The sequence below is a fragment of the Litoribacter populi genome (assembly GCF_007483685.1).
In the GTDB taxonomy this organism is placed as follows: domain Bacteria; phylum Bacteroidota; class Bacteroidia; order Cytophagales; family Cyclobacteriaceae; genus Litoribacter; species Litoribacter populi.
Genome location: NZ_VMKN01000001.1, coordinates 2448468 through 2471538, shown reverse-complemented (window position 1 = coordinate 2471538; position 23071 = coordinate 2448468). Strand labels below are relative to the sequence as shown.

Annotated in this window: 23 protein-coding genes; 10 read left to right on the top strand and 13 right to left on the bottom strand. The window is 42.4% G+C overall.

Annotated elements, in window-relative coordinates; genetic code table 11:
* Window positions 1-288 precede the first annotated feature (288 nt).
* Window positions 289-1278, top strand: coding sequence for an IS110 family RNA-guided transposase (locus tag FPL27_RS10730; RefSeq protein WP_143959665.1), 990 nt, complete (start codon window positions 289-291; stop codon window positions 1276-1278).
* A gap of 190 nt (window positions 1279-1468) precedes the next feature.
* Here FPL27_RS10730 and FPL27_RS10725 read toward each other — a convergent pair whose 3' ends face one another.
* Both FPL27_RS10725 and FPL27_RS10720 read right to left on the bottom strand, forming a co-directional pair.
* Window positions 1469-1714 (bottom strand): hypothetical protein, encoded by a 246-nt coding sequence (locus FPL27_RS10725; protein WP_143961090.1) that lies wholly within the window; start codon window positions 1712-1714, stop codon window positions 1469-1471.
* A 455-nt stretch (window positions 1715-2169) separates the two neighbouring features.
* A complete protein-coding gene (locus FPL27_RS10720) occupies window positions 2170-3102 on the bottom strand; it encodes a hypothetical protein (protein WP_143961089.1) in 933 nt (310 codons plus the stop codon).
* A 181-nt stretch (window positions 3103-3283) separates the two neighbouring features.
* Between FPL27_RS10720 and treF the strand changes: the two genes are divergently transcribed.
* The 4 genes from treF (at window position 3284) to FPL27_RS10700 (ending at window position 6979) form a co-directional block, all read left to right on the top strand.
* Window positions 3284-4810, top strand: coding sequence for an alpha,alpha-trehalase TreF (gene treF, locus FPL27_RS10715; protein WP_143961088.1), 1527 nt, complete (start codon window positions 3284-3286; stop codon window positions 4808-4810).
* Window positions 4803-5090 carry a DUF7149 domain-containing protein gene (locus tag FPL27_RS10710; RefSeq protein WP_456237249.1) on the top strand — a complete coding sequence of 96 codons (288 nt, stop codon included), beginning with the start codon at window positions 4803-4805 and terminating at the stop codon, window positions 5088-5090. The genes treF and FPL27_RS10710 overlap by 8 nt, the downstream gene beginning before the upstream one ends.
* Before the next feature lie 608 nt (window positions 5091-5698).
* Entirely contained in the window at window positions 5699-5905 is a 207-nt protein-coding gene (locus tag FPL27_RS10705; protein ID WP_143961086.1) for a hypothetical protein, read from the top strand.
* Window positions 5906-6142: 237 nt separating this feature from the next.
* Window positions 6143-6979 carry a hypothetical protein gene (locus FPL27_RS10700; RefSeq protein WP_143961085.1) on the top strand — a complete coding sequence of 279 codons (837 nt, stop codon included), beginning with the start codon at window positions 6143-6145 and terminating at the stop codon, window positions 6977-6979.
* Between the two features lie 366 nt (window positions 6980-7345).
* Here the strand turns inward: FPL27_RS10700 and mnmE are convergent, their stop codons facing one another.
* The 8 genes from mnmE to FPL27_RS10660 form a co-directional block, all read right to left on the bottom strand.
* Entirely contained in the window at window positions 7346-8728 is a 1383-nt protein-coding gene (gene mnmE / locus FPL27_RS10695) for a tRNA uridine-5-carboxymethylaminomethyl(34) synthesis GTPase MnmE (RefSeq protein WP_143961084.1), read from the bottom strand.
* A 3-nt stretch (window positions 8729-8731) separates the two neighbouring features.
* Window positions 8732-9184, bottom strand: coding sequence for a thioredoxin family protein (locus FPL27_RS10690; RefSeq protein WP_394348493.1), 453 nt, complete (start codon window positions 9182-9184; stop codon window positions 8732-8734).
* Window positions 9185-9246: 62 nt separating this feature from the next.
* The gene (locus FPL27_RS10685; RefSeq protein WP_143961083.1) at window positions 9247-10143 is read right to left on the bottom strand and encodes a metal ABC transporter permease; all 897 of its coding nucleotides are present in this window, start codon (window positions 10141-10143) and stop codon (window positions 9247-9249) included.
* Complete coding sequence (locus FPL27_RS10680) at window positions 10133-11422, bottom strand: metal ABC transporter permease (RefSeq protein WP_143961082.1); 1290 nt, start codon at window positions 11420-11422, stop codon at window positions 10133-10135. The genes FPL27_RS10685 and FPL27_RS10680 overlap by 11 nt, the downstream gene beginning before the upstream one ends.
* A gap of 1 nt (window position 11423) precedes the next feature.
* Window positions 11424-12212, bottom strand: coding sequence for a metal ABC transporter ATP-binding protein (locus FPL27_RS10675; protein WP_143961081.1), 789 nt, complete (start codon window positions 12210-12212; stop codon window positions 11424-11426).
* Window position 12213: 1 nt separating this feature from the next.
* Window positions 12214-13128, bottom strand: a complete 915-nt coding sequence (locus FPL27_RS10670) for a metal ABC transporter solute-binding protein, Zn/Mn family (protein ID WP_143961080.1) — start codon at window positions 13126-13128, stop codon at window positions 12214-12216.
* A 217-nt stretch (window positions 13129-13345) separates the two neighbouring features.
* On the bottom strand, window positions 13346-14011 hold the full coding sequence (locus tag FPL27_RS10665) for a metal-dependent transcriptional regulator (RefSeq protein WP_143961079.1): 666 nt from the start codon (window positions 14009-14011) through the stop codon (window positions 13346-13348).
* A 303-nt stretch (window positions 14012-14314) separates the two neighbouring features.
* Entirely contained in the window at window positions 14315-15427 is a 1113-nt protein-coding gene (locus FPL27_RS10660) for a glycosyltransferase (RefSeq protein ID WP_143961078.1), read from the bottom strand.
* Between the two features lie 38 nt (window positions 15428-15465).
* Here FPL27_RS10660 and FPL27_RS10655 point away from each other — a divergent pair, with 38 nt between their 5' ends.
* Both FPL27_RS10655 and FPL27_RS10650 read left to right on the top strand, forming a co-directional pair.
* Window positions 15466-16278: a 2,3,4,5-tetrahydropyridine-2,6-dicarboxylate N-succinyltransferase gene (locus FPL27_RS10655; protein ID WP_143961077.1), complete on the top strand. Its 813-nt coding sequence runs from the start codon at window positions 15466-15468 to the stop codon at window positions 16276-16278.
* A gap of 15 nt (window positions 16279-16293) precedes the next feature.
* Window positions 16294-16896, top strand: a complete 603-nt coding sequence (locus FPL27_RS10650) for a tetratricopeptide repeat protein (protein WP_143961076.1) — start codon at window positions 16294-16296, stop codon at window positions 16894-16896.
* Window positions 16897-16964: 68 nt separating this feature from the next.
* Here FPL27_RS10650 and FPL27_RS10645 read toward each other — a convergent pair whose 3' ends face one another.
* Both FPL27_RS10645 and FPL27_RS10640 read right to left on the bottom strand, forming a co-directional pair.
* Entirely contained in the window at window positions 16965-17663 is a 699-nt protein-coding gene (locus FPL27_RS10645; RefSeq protein WP_143961075.1) for an outer membrane protein assembly factor BamD, read from the bottom strand.
* A complete protein-coding gene (locus FPL27_RS10640; RefSeq protein ID WP_221936595.1) occupies window positions 17644-18495 on the bottom strand; it encodes a DNA/RNA non-specific endonuclease in 852 nt (283 codons plus the stop codon). The genes FPL27_RS10645 and FPL27_RS10640 overlap by 20 nt, the downstream gene beginning before the upstream one ends.
* Before the next feature lie 446 nt (window positions 18496-18941).
* Here FPL27_RS10640 and FPL27_RS10635 point away from each other — a divergent pair, with 446 nt between their 5' ends.
* The 3 genes from FPL27_RS10635 (at window position 18942) to FPL27_RS10625 (ending at window position 21799) form a co-directional block, all read left to right on the top strand.
* A complete protein-coding gene (locus FPL27_RS10635) occupies window positions 18942-20150 on the top strand; it encodes a BaiN/RdsA family NAD(P)/FAD-dependent oxidoreductase (RefSeq protein ID WP_143961073.1) in 1209 nt (402 codons plus the stop codon).
* Between the two features lie 6 nt (window positions 20151-20156).
* Entirely contained in the window at window positions 20157-20510 is a 354-nt protein-coding gene (locus FPL27_RS10630) for a hypothetical protein (RefSeq protein ID WP_143961072.1), read from the top strand.
* A 326-nt stretch (window positions 20511-20836) separates the two neighbouring features.
* A complete protein-coding gene (locus FPL27_RS10625) occupies window positions 20837-21799 on the top strand; it encodes a YheT family hydrolase (protein ID WP_143961071.1) in 963 nt (320 codons plus the stop codon).
* Here the strand turns inward: FPL27_RS10625 and lhgO are convergent.
* A complete protein-coding gene (gene lhgO / locus FPL27_RS10620; protein ID WP_143961070.1) occupies window positions 21796-22992 on the bottom strand; it encodes an L-2-hydroxyglutarate oxidase in 1197 nt (398 codons plus the stop codon). The two genes, FPL27_RS10625 and lhgO, sit on opposite strands and share 4 nt — an antisense overlap.
* Window positions 22993-23071 lie beyond the last annotated feature (79 nt).

Sequence of the window (23071 nt, the reverse complement as noted above, 5' to 3'; positions counted from 1 at the left end):
TCCCGTCATACTAAGTTAGAGGTCAGAAAAGTGTTGGTAAATTATCAGAATATTATTTGGTTTGCCTAGTAAGCAGGGCGCTGCTACCAGGTAAAAGCAGAAGGATTAAGAACCGTACCCGTCATTCGTCATTAAAGACTCTTCGCAATGCTGTTCCCTTCTGCTGCTTTTTACCGAAATCAGGACAATTCATTAGGTCAATGAACCTGTTTTAAGTATAGATTGATACGGTAAAAGTCCTCCTGATAGCAACAACCCCATTTGGATCACCGTAAAGTTAACAAGTTTATGCCAAAACCTATACATGTATTTATAGGAGTCGATATCTCAAAGGATAATTTTGATTTTTATTTTAAACCAACTGATGGAAAAGCACTTAAGGGAAAAGTAGTCAACAACGCCGAAGGCTTTCTAGAGTTTTTCTTGAAGTTACCAGAGAATTCTTGGGTGGTTATGGAAGCTTCAGGTCCTTACTATTACCAGCTGGCAAGTTTTCTTTATGACAAAGGAGTGAAGTTGTCCGTCATCAACCCACTGGTTATTAAGAGATTTACCCAGATGCAGCTGAAAAGGACAAAAACCGATAGCGCAGACGCTCACAGCATCGCCACCTATGGAGGTTTGATGGACATTAAACCATGGGAACCATTAAAAGAGTGTTATATGGAGATCAAGCAGTGGTATGTATATAGAAAACAGCTTTTAAAACACCAGCATGCAATCCTGATGAAATTGGAAGCTTTTATAGCCACCGGTTCGGTTAATAAACTCATTAGAAAATCTATGGAGGAGGAGCTTCTAAGGGTGGAAGAAAACATCAAGGATGCTGACAAACAGATGAATATGTTAATAGAAAAGGAAAACGGTGCATTAAAAAAGCAACTGGAGTCCGTACCAGGTATAGGCCCCAAAACAAGTTTACTACTGATAGTAGCTCTAAGGGGATTTGACAGTTTTGAAACCTACAAACAGGTCATATCGTACCTGGGCCTTTCTCCACGAATTTATGAGTCGGGAACTTCTGTGAAGGGAAAAGCAAAGATATGCAAGATGGGCATGGCAGAGGTACGGAAATGTCTCTATATGGCAGCAAGAGCAGCCAAAATACATAATAACACTTGTAAGGACCTTTACCTAAGGCTAAGGGCAAAAGGAAAAGCTCACAGAGTGGCCATGATTGCTGTAGTGAATAAGCTAATCAAGCAGGCATTTGCCATTGCCAAATCAGGTATTGCATATGACAAAAGCTATTCAAACTTCAATGCTGTAGCGAAATAAAATTTGGACTCAAAACTTGACATTTAACACAATTCATTGCGATCCCGACCACCTGAGCTTCCAGAAAGTAATTGTCGGGAGAAGCAATCTAGAGCCGTGAACTAAAAAACGACCCAGATAGCTTCTCCCGACTTAAGCTCTGGAAATACAGAAGAGTCGGGATCGCTATGACGCGGTTGCAGGTTTTAACCTACTCTTTGATCAGGTAAACCTCATGATTTCCTGAGGAGGATAGGAAATAGCTTTTCGAAAACCGGTCGGTATAGATATCCTCTAGTACTGATTTGTCTCCATGTAGGACAGCTACCATCTCGCCCTCCTTATTGATAAAGGTAACACTGGACATTTCCTCCGGAAGGTCAAGTACGATTTCATCTACAATCAGCTCATCCTTTTTCTCCTCTTTGGCCAATGGGAGGACCGAACTTTCGGACATTTTCCATTCCGCTATTCTTTTATCCGGATCTTGTGCATTTATTTATCCCTACTGTCAGCGCCAACATTACCCCTAATACGGCACCTACATTCATTCTGCTAAATATTGACTTTTTCATGGTTTCTGTGATTTAAAGTTTTTGATCATTCTACTTCATATATGCCAAGAAACCTACCAATTCTTAAAATGCCCTTCTGGGGTTCCCTAGGGGCAATTAGCATAAAAAGGCTGTACGGTAATGGACAGTATAGGTCTGAAAACCAGACACTTTTGAAGAAAGAAGAGATTTAACTTTAAGACCCTCATGAAAGAGAAAACGACCGCGACAATTACCCTATATTGCCGGGAAGATGGTTGGTTTTTGCACTGGAACAGCAAAGGTAAATAAGGAACGAGGATAAAAGGATGAGATGAAGAAAACCCTGAAGATCAGGAATGCAAAGTTCCATTTTAGTTTAGTCAGAAATGATTTCTATATCTTTCCATTCCTTTCTGACAATGGTAGCGGAATGGGCATCCATGATGATGTACTCAGCAGAATATTTACCGAATCCTTTATGATGCAGGAGTTCAAATTGGTGGACAATCGATCCAGATGCCGAGTCAAATAAAGTTTTGGAGTTGTATCTGCCTGGAAGTAAATCCATCTTCTTCGCCAATACGGTAGTTTCCGATAAGGACATGATATGGGCTTTTTCGGGAAAATTAACTATATCGGGAAGTTCTATTGGTTTGGCCAGATTTCCATTTTCATCCAATGCCAAATTGAAACTATAGAGATGTTCTCCGCTATTATGGTTGGTAACCATAAAGCAGAGGGAATAACTATATGGAATATTTCCCCGTTCTTTGGCTCCTGGGTTTAATTCAAAAAATCGGTCAAGGTTCACCAGTTGTCCTCCGTTTAATTGGAGCCTGTCATAAAACTCTTCTCCAACTTTTTCAACAAGGACTTTATTCAACTTTTCCACAATTTCAACAGGAAGTTCATCTAAAGAATATGGCTGTTTGGCCACGTAATTGGAATAAGATATTGAAGAGCAAGTATTAGGTACGGAGGAGTCCGTTACTTCCACCAATATTTCCGAAAGGTCTTGTTTTGCGGGGAAAAACTCGTGTCTTCCAGATTTTACCAAGTTCTGTCTCTGGTTTAGGATTTCCATATGATAGCTGGATGTCTCCTCAAAATTCCTGATAATAAAGCTCAATACCCCATCCTCATTTGTATTGCCACAATTGACAAATTGATCATGGTCCTTAAGGATTGTGCAGAATATTCCGGGCAATGGTTTACCTGTCTGTTCATCTAAGACTTTGATTTGGACTTTCATTTGTCCAAAAGCAAAAGTTGTTAAGAAGAGGCAAAGTGCAAAATTGAAAAGCTTCATTAGGCAGATTTATTACTAAAGAATTAAATATAATATAAATCTTAGTTCTCAGCAAGTATGGTTTGCAATGGATGGGGAAAGGTGCTTGTTTAGCTATGGTGTTCAAAACCATAGATAGTAAATAAAGTTAACCTAAGAGTTGCATCTATTTGATCAAAGTAAAACAGTAAGAAATGAGATTATGGAAGACCCGCAAGTTTACAGTGTAGTTCCTGCTATATTACCACCTGACCAATTGTTTGGGCCTTTGTTCCACGATGTTCAGATGAACCATGTTTTTGATGATTCCATAACTTTTGCCGACTGTTTCCCCAAGCGGTCCCCAGAAGAAATCCTCAGCTTATATGAAATTGAAAAGCATAAGAAGGATTTTGATCTGGGTGAATTTGTCGATGAATATTTTGAAATTCCATCACCTATTAAGTGTGATTATGAAAGTGACCAGCAACTGCCGGTCACAGAGCATATCAACAAAGTATGGCCTCTTTTGACCCGGAAATCACAGGAAAATTGCTCCATGTTGCCTGTCCCCAAGTCCTATGTGGTACCCGGGGCAAGGTTTAGGGGATTGTATTATTGGGACAGCTACTTTACCATGCTCGGTCTGCAATGTGCCGGGGAGCATGGATTGATCAGAGACATGGTGGAGAATTTCGCCCATTTGATTGATACCTATGGCCATATTCCCAATGCCAACCGCAGTTATTATATAGCGCGTTCACAGCCACCTTTTTTTGCCAAGATGGTCCGCCTTCTTGCTGAAATCGATGGTCCGGATGTTTTCACAAAATATCTGCCCCACATGCAAAAGGAATACAACTATTGGATGGGCGGGTACTTTCGCCTTTCGGACAGGGAAAAGTGTTTTCGCAGGGTTTTCCTCATGCCGGACGACAGCATATTGAACCGTTACTGGGATGACCTTCCTGCACCCCGCCCTGAATCCTACGTGGAAGATGTGGAAATGGCGCATAGTTCCGCCTCCTTTGGCGTTGAGCCAGGGATCCTCTACAGGCATATTAGGGCGGCCTGTGAATCCGGATGGGACTTTACCTGCCGCTGGTTCAGGGACGAGACCAAAATGGAAACTATCCACACCACAGATATAGTACCGGTGGATCTTAACTGCCTGCTGTACGACCTTGAAATGACTTTATCCCAAGCTTACGGGCACAGCGCCTTTTCAGAGCCTTCTGATTATTTCCTTGAAAAGGCAGAGAAGCGAAAAAAAGCATTGCTGGAAAATCTTTGGGATGATGACCGGAAGTTTTTCATGGATTATGATTCCGAAGCGAATAATCCCACGAAAATAATGTCGCTGGCCGGGGTGTTCCCCCTTTTCTTCAAAATCGCCACGGAAGAACAGGCAAAGCATGTACACAAGCATATTAAAGAAAGCTTTTTAAAGAGAGGGGGAGTAGTTTCCTCACTTCACGAGAGCGGTCAGCAATGGGACTATCCCAACGGCTGGGCCCCCATGCAGTATATGACCTATGTGGCCCTGCGCAATTATGGGTTTGATGACACTGCAGAGGAACTGAAAAGGAGATGGATCGCAAATAATGATAAAGTTTTTAAAGAAACCGGCAAGATGATGGAAAAATACAATGTGGTAGATCCTGATACCGAAGCCGGTGGGGGAGAATACCCCAATCAGGATGGATTTGGGTGGACGAATGGGGTGTATCTTTGGTTGAAGAATAATTAAAAGGGGGCCACTAAGGAGCGAAGACGCTAGGAAAATAGAGGGAGCTTGCCACGAAGGCGCGAAGACGGAATTTTTGAAGCGGACTTACTACGAACCGGATTTTTCCCTCAACACCAAGGGCAGAAATGACGTGGTGATCCACAATGGTAAAAGTGCCAATAGCAATGTTGGTGTGATCCTGGAAACCAAGAAGCCAACAAACCGGGGGGAAATGGTTGCCTTGAAGGAAGTGGCCAGTGACAACGGTAAAAAGGTTTATGAGCTGAAGGCAAAGATTTAAGGGGGGATCTAAGCCTCTAAAGCTAATTCCAATTGGAACAATAATGTATATCTCAGTTTCAATGCTAGGCTTTTTTGGAAAGTCTAAGCCTTATGTTAATTTTCAAATTTTGAAATCCTGTGAAACGAACAGAAATAATTTTACTATTTAGCTGGATTGTGTTTTTTCTTCTAAAAGGGGTATACTTTACTGGGAGTACTGCTTTATTTGTTCTAGCTACTTTCATTTTGAGTTTATATTACCTTATTCAATTACCACGGCATTATTCTAGTTCTAAACCCGAAAAAATCATATCCATAATTGCGGGGATATCAATTGAAACATCTATAATATCAATCCCTTTTAATATTTTTCTTCAAAATTGGTCAGGGCTTCAAATTCTTCCTTACATCAATATTATCTTCACATTATCACTCACGGCCTGGGTTTGTCTAAAATTGTTTCGAAAAAGCAGGTTAGAAAGTAATCTGAAACACATTTTCCTACGTGTTTCAATTGTGTTATTGATCACTTCATTTTTTGCCTTTCGTTTATCCGAATTTTCATTTTACCGGGATACCATTATTTATCTGAACGCTGGAAATGAGGACTTAATAAGCAACATGAAAATGTTCAATTTCCTAGAACAGGCTGAAAGGGAAATTGGTCGAAATAACTGTTACGAGGCCATTGAATATTCCCTCAAATCTTTAGAGGAGGGGTTGAGTTGGCTTTTTATAGATGATGAGGACATCCAAGATAGTGACTTTGAGGAGCTATGGAAAATTCAAGGTGTTAGAGGCTTAAACAATGGCTTTGGAGTCGGAGACTCCTGACTCAGGGTGCACAAGTCGGAGACTTGGCACAACGGGGGCTTTCCGTATTTTCCGCATTTTCCTAATTTTACCTAAGATTCCGTATATTCCGGGTGCATTTGGGAGGTAGATTAAAGTGTTGTTATTTAGGGGGTTGGGTAGGCTTGATAGTGGGTTAAACACGCGTTGAACACGGATTAAACACGCATTAGGGATTACTCGACTTGAAGGAAATTTCAACTTTAATCCAACAATCCAATGGCAAAAGCAAGGGGTATTATCTCCCTGATCGGGACTATTTCGGACATTACATTCTATAGAATGAATGGAAAGTACTTTGCCCGGCAGAAAAAAACATTCAATAGAAAGGCGTTTTGGGATAACGACAGTTACGAGGGAAGCAGAAGGTCCTGCGCCGAATTTGGGACATCAAGTTCCTTTAGTGCGGCACTGCGAAGGGTGTTGTATCCAATGATCTGCACCATACGGACGGGTTATTTCCCTTCCAGACTGACTGCTTTACTACGGAAAGTAATGAAAGGAGATCTGAAAAATGATCTTGGCGAAAGAAAGGTTTTGGAGGGGAATCTTGGCTTACTTAAGGGGCTGGAAGTTTCCACCCATGATAAGGTGTCTCTGCATTTGAGAGGGAAAGTTACTGCGGAAATTGATACCAGCAGGGAAACAGTCATTTTTGATTTCAGCCAAGTAAAGGGCCTGTCTAAAAAGCATCTTCCACCATCGGCAACACATTGCAGGATCATCCCAGGTGTGGTGCTGCTAGGGGAAAACAGCAAGCGGATGGGCCAAATTTTCAATCCTGAATTTTTTCAAGAAAATTTTAAGGAAATACGCAACCTTGGACGGGAGGAAAACCGTATTATCCAGTTCAGTCAGAAGTATTCCAAAATGCTATGCTGCCCCGTTGTGGGGATTTATTTTTACCAGCTCGTCAATGGGGATTATTATGAACTGAAAACCGGTGCTGCCTTACAGATATTGGATGCCGTCAGGCTTCAAAGGCCTGATTTGCCCGAAGATAAGGGGCGCAATTGGAGAGATTGGATCAGGGGGCTGGCATTTGGGGTCCTTTAAAACCCACTTTCCTTCGAGGTTCCCCCGTATCAGTTACGGATCACTTACGGATCACTTACGCATCACTTACGGATCAGTTACGGATATTTCCGAAAATTGACTAGGAAATCGGCCGTAGGAGCTTGGTAAGCTTGATATTGGGTGATTATCGATGGGGGCTTCCGTAGATTTTCTTGGAATAGTTATATAATGAGTGATTAGTTAGCCACAAAGTCGCTAAGGCGCTAAGAAAAATGGAGGAGGCTTGCCACTAAGGCGCGAAGACGCTAGGAAAATAGAGGGAGCTTGCCACGAAGGCGCTATGTCGCAAAGATAAACCTGCCAAGTTTTTCGGGATTTTGATTTAAACGTGGCAGGTTTTCTACGTTACTTCCCAATACAGAACTTACTAAATATATTCGCCAACAGATCATCTGTCGTAATCTCTCCTGTAATCTCACCAAGGTAATGCAGCGACCTTCTGATGTCCATGGCGAGGAAGTCGTTGGTGATTTCGATGTCGAGGCCGTTCAATACATCCAACAGTGACTGACGGGTTTTAACCAGGGAATCGTAGTGGCGGATGTTGGTCACGATGGTGTTGCCGGTCTTGAACTTGTCGAGGTTGACCAGCTCGAGGATCTTGTTTTTAAGGTCATCCAGGTTTTCCTTTTGACCTGCTGAGATGAAAAGGCTGTCGGGGTGCTTTTCCTTTAAGTCACTGATTAATTGAGCATTGGCTTTGTCTATCTTATTTCCTACTTTAAGGAAAGGTACGCCCAGATTTTCCAATTTGTTGACGTCTCGGTTGATTTCCACCATATCGGTGTCCGTCAGGTCGAAAAGATAGAGGATGAGACTGGCAGTTTTCATTTTTTCCTGGGTTCTGCTCACTCCGATGGCCTCTATTGTGTCGGTAGTTTCCCTCAATCCAGCTGTGTCGATGAATCGGAAGATCACTCCTCCGATATTAATTTCATCCTCGATAAAATCCCGGGTGGTGCCTGCAATTTCAGAAACGATGGCTTTTTCTTCGTTCAACAATGCGTTTAAAAGTGTGGATTTTCCGGCATTTGGCTTGCCGGCAATGACAGTGGGAACCCCGTTTTTGATCACGTTTCCTAGGTCGAAACTTGCAATCAACTGCTCAATTACGCGCAATAATTTCTCTATTAAAACCCTCAAATCGTCCCTGCTGGCGAACTCTACGTCTTCTTCCACGAAATCCAGCTCAAGTTCTATCATAGAGGCAAAGTGTATCAACTTTTCTCTGAGTTGTTGTATTTCACCACTGAAACCACCTCTCATTTGATTGAGAGCAGCCTGGTGTGAAGCTTCAGAGTCAGAATGGATCAGGTCGGCTACAGCTTCTGCCTGGGCTAGGTCAAACTGTCCGTTGATGAAGGCCCGCTGGGTGAATTCTCCCGGCTTGGCTGGTCGTGCTCCTTTGCGAATAAAAAGCTTGATGACTTGGTTGACTATATAGGAGCTGCCGTGCGTGGAAATCTCCACCACGTTCTCTTTGGTGAAACTTTTTGGAGCAATGAAAAGCGAAACCAACACCTCATCGATGATTTTTTCCCCATCACGGATGGTACCGAAGTGAATGGTATGGGAATCTTGAGTTTCCAGATTTTTTCCCTTGAATACACTATTGCATAAACTAATGGCCTCAGGGCCGGAAAGGCGGATTACTGCAATTGCACCGACTCCTTGGGGGGTAGCCAATGCCACGATGGTGTCATTTTTTTCGCTTAGATTAAAGCTCATGCTTTAAGGGTTGAATTGTTTAAGTACTGCTTGAAGTGTCTCTAGGAAATTAGCTGCTTCTCTGTATCCTGGCATCTGGGTGATATTCTCCATGGCAGCATCCATGATGATGAAGTTAGGGTAGGAACTTATACGCATTGCTCTTGACATGGATTGCTCGGTGTATTCGTGACCGCGGAAATTGAATTTGCGCTTACTATCCTCAGCATTCATTTTTACCGGATAAAAATTATCGTTTACATAACGGATAACTTCAGGATCGGTAAAGGTACCCTTGTCCATTTTCTTGCACCAGCCACACCAGTCCGTATAGATATCGACCAACACCATTTTAGGGGTTTCCTGATTTTTCTCAACGGCCTCTTCAAATGTCAACCACTTAATTTCTCCTTGCGCTTGGGTGGAAAGGTTAACTGCCAGAAGAAGGGTCAGCGTAAGCAATAGTTTCTGCATCATACTCGAATAAATTTACTTTAATTGGCTTTCGCCAATATTTATCAAATTTAGTAATAAAAACTTTATGCCTTTAGTTCCGTCGGCATCGCGATAGGTTTTCTACTTGTTCTTTTTTGCAAGGTGACGTAAACTATTGCCACTAACAAGAACAATCCTGAAACGCTGGCCATTGCACCCGCAATGGAGCCATCAATAAAGTAGGCAAGATAATACCCGATCAACGAAGTCAGGAAGCCAATCAAAATGGTCAATAACAACATTGGCTTCAATTTTTTGGTGAGAAGGTAAGCCGTGGCAGGGGGCACTACCAAAAGTGCCAATACTAAAATAGCCCCAACTGCCTCGAAGGAACTTACAGTGGTATAGGAGACCATGCCCATAAGACTCAGGTTTATGAAAGAAGTAGAAAATCCTATGGTTTGGGCAAACTGTCTGTCGAAGGAAGTCAGTTTTAATTCCTTATACATAAACCCCACATACAGAAGCACCAAGATCACATTGATGACAGCAATCCATAAGACCCGTGGACCAAGGATGGTGTTGTTTTCAGTAACGATAAGATCTAAGGGAATGTAGGCAATTTCCCCATAAAGCACACAGTCTTGGTCAAGATCAATCTGCCCGGCAAATACCGTGATCAGGATGATGCCGATTGCGAATAGCCAAGTAAATGTGACCCCGATAGAAGCGTCGTTCTGCAGCTTCACTTTGTTGCTGAGGTAGTCGATGATGATAGTGGCAAGGATTCCCAATAGTCCAGCGCCGATAATGATGGCAATTCCTTCACGTTGCCCGGAAAAGAAAAAGGCCAGCACGATACCTGGAAGTACGGCGTGAGAAATGGCGTCGCCAATCATGGCCATGTTGCGCAGGATCAGAAATGAGCCAAGCAAGCCACATGAAATTGCGATCAAGGTTCCGGTCAGGATAATCAGAAATGCGTTAACATCAAAGGTCATTGTCTCTCGGGATTTTGGAGTGATGCGGATCTTGAGTAGGGTAATCTAGAGAAGCGTCAAGTTTGGCTTCCAGTTCCGGAGTAAGCAAATGTTCCATCTTTTCGGCCATATCGTGCACGTGGTCCGGTGCCAGGTTCAGATATTGGGCCAGGTAAAGTTCCCAAAGACGGTGAAGCCTTACTACTCTTTTGGCCTCAACCAATCCGGAAGGGGTGAGCTTAAGTTTTTCACCTTCGAGTTCAATTTTGTTTTCCTGCTCCAATTTTGAAATGTAAGTTCGGGTTAGCTTTTCTTTGCCAGGAAAATATTCCATGATCTCATCTTTCTCCAGGGTTTTGGAATTTTTCTCTAAGGCTTGAAATAATGATTTTAAAATATGGTCCCTATGGATCTTCTGCTGATAATTTCTTTGGTTGTACCATTTGGAGAGGATGCCTTTTTTCCCCGCAAAGAAAAAGGAAGCGAAAGCGATAAAGGAAATAGCCATAACCACCCAGGGCCCAGTAGGCATGTGGGGCACGGCAAAAGAAATGAAAGCGCCGGCAATTCCAGATAGCACCGCAAATAAAACTGCCAACATCAAAATCACATGTAAACGGTTAGACCAAAACCTCGCCGCCGCTGGAGGAGTGATCAGAAGTGCCGCCATTAAAACAACCCCAATGGCTTGAATACCAGTCACAACAGCCATTACAAGTAAAGTATTGAACAGGAGTTTAAGTCTTTTGACCGGAAGTCCAACGCTTTCGGCAAAGCTGGGATTGAAAATTATCAGCTTGAACTCCTTGTAAAACACCAAAATGCATATGATAACCAAAAGAGCCAGAATACCATATACCATCAAATCTTCATAGACTATGGAAATGGCGTTCCCAAAAAGGAAATGGTCAAGCCCAGATAAGGCGGCGTCTCCTGTTTGTTGAAGCTGGGTTAACAATAGAATTCCTATACCGAAAAAGACTGAAAGTACTGCGGCAATCACAGTATCCTCCTTGAGTTTGGTCGAATTGCTGATCCATTCGATGGCATAGGTGGAGATGGCACCTGTAATAAAAGCCCCCAAAACTATCCAGTAGGGGTTTTTGCTTCCGGCAAACATGAATGCTAGACAGACCCCAGGAAGTACTGCATGGGAAATGGCATCACCCAACAGAGCCTTTTTGTCCAAAAAAGTAAATGTACCCACCATGGCAGCGCTGATGGAGAGCAACGTGATGCCTGCCACCACCATGGCCACATTGGGGTCCTGAAATGAAAAAAAGTAAACGAAGTCCTCCATATCAGCTTTTCAATGGGTTAAACCCTTTCTCTTTAATTAATTGTGCTGCGTCAGAAAGTAGACTCAGCTTTCCTCCAAAGGTTTTTTCTAATAGCGCCTCGGTCAAAACCTTCTCTGTAGGACCGGAAGCAACCAAATACATGTTGAGCATGATGATCCAATCGAAGTATTTTGGCGCTGAATGAATGTCGTGATGGACCACAATGACGGTTTTGCCTTCCGCGGTCATGTCTTTTAAGAGGTCGACAATCATGTTTTCGGTGCTGATATCCACCCCGGCAAAGGGTTCGTCCATAAAGTAGATTTCAGCCTGTTGGGCCAAAGCCCTTGCTATGAAAACCCGCTGCTGCTGACCACCGGAAAGCTCAGAGATTTGACGGTCACGGTACTTTTCCATGCCTACTTTTTTGAGGCAATCGAGTGCAAGCGCTTTTTCTGCTTTACCAGGCCGGCGGAAAAGTCCAAGCTTATGATAGGTTCCCATTTGAACGATGTCCAATGCGGAAGCAGGAAAATCCCAGTCCACGGATTCCCTTTGGGGCACATAACTTATTTTCTTCCTGACCTCATTTAACCCTTGGTCAAAGACTTTGATATAGCCGTTGTTGATTTCCAGCAAACCCATAATGGCCTTAATCAAAGAGGATTTGCCGGCTCCATTGGGACCGATGATGCCGGCCAGTGAGCCTTTGGGTAAAGTAAAATCTATATTCCAAAGCACAGGATTTCTTCCGTAACTCACGGTCAAGTCATGAACTTCCAATACAGGTTTTTGAACTTGAGTTATCATGCTATTTAAGGTTTTCTACGATAGTTTCCATGTTGTACATAAGCATATCGGTGTAAGTACCGGCTGGGCCGTCCTTTTCGCCGAGGCTGTCGGTGTAGAGCGGGCCTGCAAGTAGGACTTCCTGACCCCGTCTTCGACAGCCTTCCACCAAAGCTTTAACACCCCTTGGAGAAATGCTTTGTTCCGAAAATATGGCCTTGATCTGATTTGTTACAATAAAATTTACCAGCTTGGATACATCATTCAAGCCGGGTTCGGATAGCGTGGAGAGGCCCTGTAGACCGTGAACGTCCAGTCCATAAGCTCTGCCAAAATAAGCAAAGGCATCATGGGCGGTCACCAATATCCTTCTGTCTTCAGGTAATGCCTCAACCTGCTCTTTCAATCTGGAATGCAGTGAATCAAGGATTTGACTGTATTCTGACACGTTTTGGTCAATGTATTCTGACCATTCAGGCTTGGCCTCCTTAAGGTCAAAGGCCAGGTTTTCGATTGTCTCCTTCCATATCATAGGGTCAAACCAAATGTGGGGATCATATGCCCCTTCGAACTCCTCGTCTTCTAGCAATAGGGTGGGGGAGAGTCGACTTTCGACAGATACCACCGGATTGGTTCGAGAGAATTTTTTCAACACCTCATTCATCTTTCCTTCAAGAAAAATACCCTGATAAATGACCAGATCCGCATCAAAGAGTTTGTCAAGATCTCTTTGGCTGGCCTTGTAAAGATGTGGATCCACACCAATCGCCATCAATGACTGCACCTCTGCGCTGTCCTTCACAATATGCCTTACTGCATCCGCCAGGATATTGGTGGTAGTGACGATGAGGAATTTCTCGTTCCTCTTGCGGTCTACGGATTTACAGCCCATAACTAGCACAAGGATGATAAGGGCGGTGTATTTATTGAAGTTCATTTAATTTCATGTGAATTTAGGGTTGTACTAAGTACTAGGTACTATGTACTATGTGTTTTTAGCAATTGCCCATAATTTTAGCCATTTGGAGTTTCCTATATTTCCATTCTTAACATCACGATCCATTCCCCCATAAAACAACAATGGCCTATTTCCCGCTACCTAATATAATCCGGCAGCCTTCATCTGTACTTAGTACTTGGTACTTAGTACAAAGTTATTGCTGCAACACCAATATATTCTCCGCTACATCCTTCGACATAAACAGCGTCTTCTTATTATCCACTAAGATCTCTAAGGAGCCATCAAATTCAACTTTGTCCAACACCTTTACCCTTGCGCCAATGTAAGCGCCTACTTTGTCGAGGTAGCGGAGGAAGGCTGCGCTGCTGTCCTTCACCGCAACTATCTGACCACCGTCATTTAGAGCTAGTACATTGAGAGGCAATCGAGGTCTGGCCTTTACGTCACCAAACTCATCGGGGATGGGGTCGCCGTGGGGGTCAAACTTAGGATGCCCCAAGAATTCATCCAGGCGTTGTATCAAAATAGGGCTCTTGATATGCTCCAATTCCTCTGCCACTTCGTGTACTTCGTCCCAAGCAAACCTTAGCTTTTCTACCAGAAAGACCTCCCACAAGCGGTGTTTACGAATGACCTGAAGGGCATACTTTTTACCCTCATCGGTGATGTTAACCCCATAATATTTTCGATAGTCTATGACCTTTTTATCCGACAGTTTCCGGAGCATATCGGAGACGGAGGCAGGCTTGGTTTTCATCTCAGCCGAGATGTCGTTAGTGGAGACGTTTTTCTTCCCTTCTTCAGAGAGGTGGTAAACGGCTTTCAGGTAATTTTCTTCAGCAGAAGTAAGCTTGATCATATAGCCCGGATTATAGGGGTGTATAATATTGTTTAGGCAATACTAAAAAAATATTTCCATATAACCTAATCCCATTGTGGAAAACTCATTTTGGAATGTGAACTCGGGATCAATAGTGGCTAAATATAAGTTTAGACCAAACTAAAATAATTTGTAAATAATTGACAACTAGTTGTATATAGAAGTAAGGAAATAGATAAATAGGGAAATAGGAGTGATGTTCTTGCGGGAAAAGGAGTTTCCGGTATGGTTGGATGGGTTTCTGAAAAGGGTATAAAGTTGATAAGTGTGGACAAGATTGGGTTACCCCAATAAGTTATCCACAAGAGTGGTCCATCTAGTGGATTCAGGGGTCCAGGAAATGCTTTCCCCGGGAGAGTTTTGGTAGAAGGTGTGAGCGTGTAATTGCCTTAGGAAATCTAGGCTTGAAGGAGGGTTCAAAAAGTCAAGTTCTAGGCTTGCAGTATACGGTGCTGATATGTCTTTCCATAAAGCATTTGGGCTATGAATTATTGGCTTTCCAAGGGCTAAGGATTCATAAAGTTTGGTAGGTATTTTATACCTAATGCTGGCAATCTGCTGATAAGGTAATAATACTACGTCTGCCATACTGGCAGTAGTTAGAATTTGTGGATAAGATATAGGTGTGGATGAAAGATTATGATGGATGTTCACATTTCCTTCTACCTTTTCTAATATTGTTTGATGGAAACTTTTGAGCGGAACATGGCCTACTATGGTAAGGCGAAAAAGTGGTTCGTGTTGACTCAGATTTAAGAACCAATCAATTGCTTCTTCAACACCATACACTGGGGTGAGCGTACCGTATATTACGAATGTCAAAGCTTGACCAGAGGTCAGTTTGAATGGAGATACTTTGACTGGCTGAATGGTGGTTTTATTTTCAAGGATGGTATAATTATCTCTTAACCCCAATTCAAGTTTGTAGCTTCTTTCGGCTAAGACAAAATGGTCTATAGATGAGAATGCCTTTTCCTCCAAATAGCCAACTGACCCACCCAGTATTCTGCCTAGCCAGCTGGGAAGAGTTTTGTTTGACTTGATGTTAAGGGAGTAATTTTCCTGCACATCATAAATGAGTTTAAATCCCATCCGTTTTTTGAGGTAAACAGCAGCAGGGAGAAGTTCATAGGTGGTTACCACCACTAAGTCCGGTTTGTAACTTTTAACAAAATTAATAAATCTTAATGATGCAGTTAGCCGTGTGTAATGTAAACGGTGGTTGTGCTGGAGGGTGGTGAAAACTATATTTGGCTCGTTCGGTGTATTTTTTGCAAAAAATCCTATGATGTTAACATGGTATTTATTTGTTTCACGCAGAGATAGGGCAAGCTTATGAAAAGCCCGGGTATCGTTGACCGGTTTTAGGACTGATGCGATTATTACCTTCTTCATCTATAGAAAAATCAAACTTAGCGAATCTACCAAATTTTATGGAATTAAAGACGATTATCGAGAAAGCCTGGGACAATAGGGAATTATTGAAAGAAAAGGACGTTATAATAGCTATAAAGACCGTTATCAGTGAGCTTGACCTTGGTACCCTTCGTACCGCGGAGCCAACTGCCGATGGTTGGAAGGTAAATGATTGGGTCAAAAAGGCCGTAATCCTTTATTTCCCTATCCAAAAAATGGCAACCATTGAAGTGGGACCTTTTGAGTTTCACGACAAAATGGCTTTGAAAACTAATTATGCCAAACAAGGTGTAAGGGTTGTTCCTCATGCAATTGCCAGATATGGAGCTTTCTTGGGCAGAAATGTAGTAATGATGCCTTCCTACGTTAACATTGGTGCTTATGTGGACAGTGGAACTATGGTGGACACTTGGGCTACCGTAGGTTCCTGCGCGCAAATTGGCAAAGATGTTCACCTTAGTGGTGGTGTAGGTATAGGCGGAGTTTTGGAGCCTGTACAGGCCGCACCAGTTATTATTGAAGACGGGGCATTTATCGGTTCCCGTGCCATCATTGTAGAAGGTGTGCGGATTGGTAAGGAAGCGGTAATTGGAGCAGGGGTGACTTTGACTGCCAGTTCTAAGATTATCGATGTGACTGGAAGCGAACCAAAAGAATATAGCGGGTACGTACCGGAGAGGTCTGTTGTGATTCCTGGATCCCGTACCAAGAAATTCCCGGCAGGGGAATATCAAGTTCCTTGCGCTTTGATCATCGGTCAAAGAAAAGCCTCAACAGATAGAAAAACTTCACTTAATGAGGCTCTGCGGGAAAACAATGTAGCAGTTTAATCAAATGAATAATTAATGAATTTCAAAAAAAGTATTCTTATCATGTTTGGGGCGGCCACCCTTATGTTTGCCTGTGGTCAGGATGATTCTGAGCAAGGGGACACTTATTATGCCCAAGGGCAATATGAGCAAGCCGTGTCTTCTTATGATAGCTATTTAGAAAAATCCCCCAGAAATGTTAAGGCCCTTTACAACAGGGGCCGCGCCCATGAAGAGCTGGGTAATTTGGAACAGGCAGAAGCCGATTTCAAAAAAGCTCTTGAACATGATTCAAAAAATGTACAGGTGATGATGAGCTTGTCTAATTTATACCAAAAGCAGAAAAACCATTCTGCAGCTTTGTTGTATGCAGACTACGCTACTGAGACTTCCGGAGCTCCGGCCATGGCTAATTTCCTAAAAGCGAGAGCCCTTCATCAATTGGGCAATACAGATGAAGCACTTACTGAATATAGTGCTGCTATAAAAGCGGATAAAGGTTTTTCCCAAGCTTATCATTATAGGGGAATTCTAAAATTGGGAACTAAAAATAAGAAAGGTGGTTGCGATGATTTGAAGCAAGCGGTGTCAATGGGATATGCTCCTGCACAAAGCGCTTTGGACAAATATTGCAGTTAAGAGTTGAAATACTTAAACCAAAAAAGTAAAAGGGCTTCCTGGATATTCCGGGAAGCCTTTTTTTGTGGTCAACTTTGATTGTCTTCATGGCTACATAACTTGTCGGAAGTCACTCTTCCGCTGCCTTTACAGGTTTTGCAGGTTTTCAGTTCTGTTTTGCTGCCCTCGCATTCCGGACAGGTCAACCTTCCTTCTGCATTACACCGGTCGCATTCGTAATATTCGACCAAATTAAAGACGTTTTTTTTGGTTATCATGCCCTTTCCTGCACATCGGCTACAGCCCACGATACCTTTACCCTTACAGTAGCTGCAGTCTTGAGGAGTGTGGGCATGACCTTCACAAGTTGAGCAGGTTTCATATGCATAGCCTTTCCTATCACACAATTGACATGCTCTTATTTCTGCTAAGGGGCCTTCAAGTCTAGTTTGCAGCTCCCTTGCTTCCTCATAATTTTCTCCATTGAAGCCGTTTATTTCCATATATTTCTGCAAGAAATTGGAGCTGTTGTCATATTGCTTAAGGTGGAAAAGGGTTTCCGCAAAATGATATGGCATTTCTTGAGGAATAGGAGCATTACTATCAATGATATGCCTAAAGATGTTGTTGGCCTTATCGTAATCCTCTTTGTCCATAGCATCCTTGGCAGAATTCATCATTCTGGAAGAAGTGCCGAGGTTTGGCCTCTGAGCATAACTTTCCTGCAGATTGCAGAAAGTAAACAGCAAACAGAGAATTGCAAAATATTTATTCAAACCAAATTTCATGATTGTTACTTTTTTCTAGTCGTTTCTCCAAAGAGTCTGGAAGCATAGGGAAGAAATCCAGTCCGGCAAATCTCTCTAAGCTATCCACAGTAATAGCAAAATCCAACAAAGGCCGGTTGGACTTTTCGTTTTTCATCAAAAAGGCAATCGCCTTGTATTCCGGGGGATGGATGTCCAATATCACCTTATAGAAATACTCGGGAACTGCCACCTTGTTTTGACCTAAAGTTAAACTATTTTCCTTAATCACAGGTCCTGTCACCACAAAGATTTGCTCGTTGGCCTGTGCCCAGTAGCGAACCTGATCCTCCAGTTTTTTCCAGATTCCACGGTTAAAACCTGGCAACTGGGGGGACATGTTACTCATGTAGAAGCTTTCGTCCATGGCAGTCTTGGAATAGGTGAAATCACCGGCAGGAGCCAAATGCCCCCGGTCATATCCCGAAAGTCTATAATCTAGCGGAGATGCCGATGAGGTTGAAACGGTCGGATCCTCCCGAAAATTGTTTCCTCTTTTAATTCCCCCGTTGAGCATGTCGGCGGTGAGTTTGTAGCTTACCCAGTAGGCCTGCTCGTTTTCCTCATCGTAGGAAAGGCTATATGCACTGTGAGAAATTAATTCACCGTTTTGATCCACTGAAAAGGTGGGATGGGAAAACTCCGGCATCTCGGTTAAGTCCATAAGAAATGCTTCAAGTTCGAAAACCTCTTTCTCCGAGACTGTTATTGGGGTAGGTTTTTCCTCTTCCTTGCCAGGCTCTGGTTTGGATATCTCCCTGCGGACCTCTGGAGACTTGATGGTTGGACCCTCGAAACCTTTCAGGTAATTCATGGTGTAGATGGTGAGGGAAAAAATTGTCAGCACCAAAAGAAAAAAAATTAGGAAGGAATACTTATTCTTCTTTTTCGGAACCTTTCTTGATCTTTTCGTCTTCGCCATGTCGCTACAAAAAAATGGGATAAAAGTGGATTTGCAAAGTTATGTGAGATAAAAAAAGGACAGAGACTTTAAAAGTAAGTTTTTCGGAAGCTCCTTTTTCGAAATATAGGGGGCTCAAAGAAAACAAAGGAAAGGAAGGGCACAAAGATCGCTATGAGGGAAATATGCGACAACTTGTGAACACGAAGGTTATGGTCAAAAAAGAATTAAGTTTAAAAGTGCTGGGTAAAGTGTGTGGAACTGCATGTGCTTGTTACCAAGTACTTGGTACTTTGTACAATCTAAAATAAACCTCCAACTCTTGACTCCTTTACAAATGTATTGTCTATTTTTGCGGCATGGTAAAAGTAGGTGTGATAGGAGGAGGGGCTGCAGGATATTTTGCGGCTATTACTGCGGCTCAGCAGGGTGCCCAGGTCACTATTTTTGAAAAAAGCCCAAAGACTTTATCGAAAGTCAAGGCTTCGGGCGGAGGAAGATGTAATGTCACTCATGATGCCCGGGAAGTATCAAAGCTTCTAAAATCTTATCCACGGGGTGAAAAATTCCTCAAAAAAGTCTTCCGGCACTTTTCCGTTCCCGATACTATTTCATGGTTTGAAAGCCGGGGCGTAGTACTTAAGACCGAGCCAGATGGAAGAATGTTTCCTGTGACCGATTCCTCCCAAACAATTATCAATGCACTCAGAAATGAAGCCGAAAAGCATGGGGTTGTCCTTCATTCCAAGACTCCTATAGATAAAGTTGAAAATGGGTCGAGTTCATTTGACCTTTATTCAGGAGAAAGTAAATACACCTTCGATAAAATCATCATCACCACGGGTGGTGGTCCCAAAATCACTGCATACAGCATTGTAGAGCAATTAGGTCACAAAGTCGAACATCCCTTACCATCTCTTTTTACATTCAACACCCCTAACGAAAGTATCAAAACTTTGCCGGGTATAAGTGTGCCTTCTGCACATGTTAGACTTGAGGGGAGCAAACTGGAATATACAGGGCCTTTGTTAATAACCCACTGGGGAGTAAGTGGTCCGGCGGTATTGAAGCTTTCTGCTTTCGGGGCCAAGTGGCTTGCGGAGAAAGAGTATAAGGCAAAAGCCCATATCCGATGGGATAGCGGAATAAATGAGGAGGATATAAGAGCTCAACTTACCATTTTCAAAAAAAATCACCCTAAAAAGAAAATTATTTCAAATCCTTTGTTTAATTTACCTTCCAGACTTTGGGAGCACCTTTGTGAAAGAGCATCCATTGAAAATACTGCTTTGTGGTTAGATTTACCTAAAAAGCAGTTTAATAAGCTAGTAGAATGTCTTTTTAATTATGTACTTACCATTGAAGGCAAAACTACTTTCAAAGAGGAGTTTGTCACCGCGGGTGGGGTTGAGTTGTCACAAGTCGACCCCAACACGATGGAGAGTAGATTAACCCCGGGCGTTTATTTTGCCGGTGAGGTATTGAACATTGATGGAATAACGGGCGGCTTCAATTTTCAGGCCGCTTGGAGTACGGGGTTTTTGGCAGGAGTTTCAGTAATAAAATAAAAACATATGGATAACAATTCTACAAATTTAGATTACCAGTTGGTTTTGGATATGGCAGAAGGAGACAAGGACTTCGAAAACGAGCTCTTGGATGCCATCATTACTTCTGTTCAAGATTTAAGGGATAAATATTCTACGGGCTTGGACAATGCGGATGATGAAATGATCATGCAGGCCCGACATAAAATCAAACCTACACTTTCCCTGTTTGGACTCGATAAGTTGACTAACATTCTTAACGAAGGGAAGGAGATAATCGAGGGACAAGGGTTTGGTGCTCCTGCCATCCAGCCCCACAGGGAGGAATTTATGATTGCCACCGGTGAACTTCTTGAAGAGTTGACCAGCATTCAGCAATAAGAATTAATTATGTGAATCTCGAAGGAAATCAGTTAGCTGTCGAATATTCAACAGTAACTGACTTGTGGAAGAAGCTTTCTTCTTCGTTCATGTTAAATTTATCTATTAACATGAATCCGATTAGCAGCATGGTTGCTGCTAGGGTGATTTTAATTTTCATTATTTAAAAATTTAAGGTATAAAATTTATTCAGTTCAAAAAGGCTTCTGAGAGGAATTGGGGTATTAACCGCAATACTGATTAGCAAAGTTCCATCCTGCATAAAATAAAATAAGGATATCTGGAACTGATCGCTCCGGATTATCATTTTGATACAAAAAATAAGCATGCCTTTAATAGAGTCTTCAACTTACCAGGGTCCACCGGCCTATCTTTTTAATGGTCATTTTGAAACCATAATTCCAAGTATTTTTAGAAAAATTGAAGGTGTAAAGTATCACCGTGAGCGGTTCAACACAACTGATGGTGATTTTTTGGACTTGGATTGGTCTAAAGTAAACAGCAAAAAACGTCTTATTATATCCCATGGCTTGGAAGGTAGTTCCGACAGGCACTACGTAAAAGGATTGGTAAAATTAGCCAATTCAAAAAACATGGATGCTTTGGCTTGGAACAATAGATCCTGTAGCGGTGAAATAAACATTGCTCCCAAACTTTATCATCATGGAGCTTCTGATGATTTAAAAGCTGTAATTGACCATGTCATTGCTCAGGGTAGCTACAATGAAATTTACCTTACTGGTATAAGCATGGGTGGAGCCCAAACACTAAAATATTTGGGTGAGTCAGGCCGAAATCTGCCATCTCAAATTAAGAAAGCGGCTGTATATTCCACTCCTTGTAACCTTGCCTCGAGTGCGGCAACCTTGAAACTCAGAAAAAATGCTTTCTATAAGAAAAGGTTTTTAGGTAAGTTAAAGGTAAAAATGATCAATAAAGCCTCACAATTTCCAGATTTGATTGATTTGCAACTTCTGGAAAAGGTTAACAATTTTGACCAGTTTGATACTCACTTCACAGCGCCATTGCATGGTTTCAGGGATGCTTCTGATTTTTACAAATCTGTAAGCGCCGATAATTGGATGACTGAAATTCAGATCCCTACATTGGTGGTCAATGCTTTAAATGATCCCCTTCTTGGCGATGCATGTTTCCCAGTTGAACTTGCGAGGAATCATCCCCATTTGTTTTTGGAAACACCAAAGCGTGGCGGCCATACAGGTTTTGTGCTCAAGAAGCAGGAATTTACCTGGGTAGAAGGTCGGATCATGCAGTTCTTAAAGGATTAAAATCTCTTCAGGGCCATTTCGGCGACGGTGTTTCCAATGGACAAAGAACTCGTCGCTGCTGGAGAAGGTGCATTGAGCACATTTATAGAATGCATGCTTTCTTTTATGCTGAAATCATCCACCAAGCCACCATCACGGTCACAGGCTTGGGCTCTTACTCCAGCGCCACCATCTACCAAGTCGTCTTCGGTCAATTCTGGAATCAACTCCTGAAGGGCCTTTGTGAATGCTGCTTTGGAAAAAGATCTATACATTTCGCCTATTCCTGTTTTCCAGTATTTCCCTGCCACTTTTTGGAATCCAGGCCAAGCCAATGATTCGGCAAGTTCGCTCAAGTTGACATCAGAACGCTTATAACCTTCCCGTTTGAATGCCAAGACGGCATTGGGGCCAGCTTCCACGCCACCTTTCATCATGCGGGTAAAATGCACGCCTAGGAAAGGAAAATTGGGGTCTGGGACAGGGTAAATCAGGTTTTTGACAAGATACTCCTTCTCCGGTTTCAATTTATAATATTCACCTCGAAAAGGAATGATCTTTACGTTGGACTTTTCTCCAGTTATCATCTCGGCAATTTTATCCGAGTAAAGCCCCGCACAATTTATCACCAAGTCTGCACCATAAACATTGTTGCTGGTGATGATTTCTACTTTTCCATTCTTGGTTTTGACTTTTGTTACTTTTTGACCCAAATGGATCGTACCGCCTTTATCCTGGAACTTTTTGGCGTATGCTTCAGCAACTTTTTTGAAATCCACGATACCGGTCTGAGGTACATGGATGGCCGCCAGTCCAGCACAATGAGGTTCATATTCTCGGAGTTCTGTGAGGCTGATTTCTCTAGTTCCTTCTAAGCCATTTTCTATCCCTCTTTTAAGTAAATTATTGAGGAGGGGAATTTGGTTTGATCTAGTTGCCACTACCACTTTGCCTGTAAGTTCAAATGGAATATTTTCTTCTTCGCAAAACTGGATTAAATCATGATAGCCTTGGATGCAATTAGAGGCCTTAAGGGATCCAGGTTTATAATACAGTCCTGAGTGAATCACACCGCTGTTGTTACCGGTTTGATGTTTGGCTAGTTCAGGCTCTTTTTCCAGTAAGGTAATATTTAAGGATGGATTTTTTTCCAAGATCTTCAATCCTGTAGCCAGTCCTACGATTCCTCCTCCGATGATGATGATGTTTTGCAATGTGATGTGGGTTTAGAAAGAACAAATATAATCAAAACAAAAAAAAGCCTCCCTGGTTAGGGGAGGCTCTTTTCAAAAA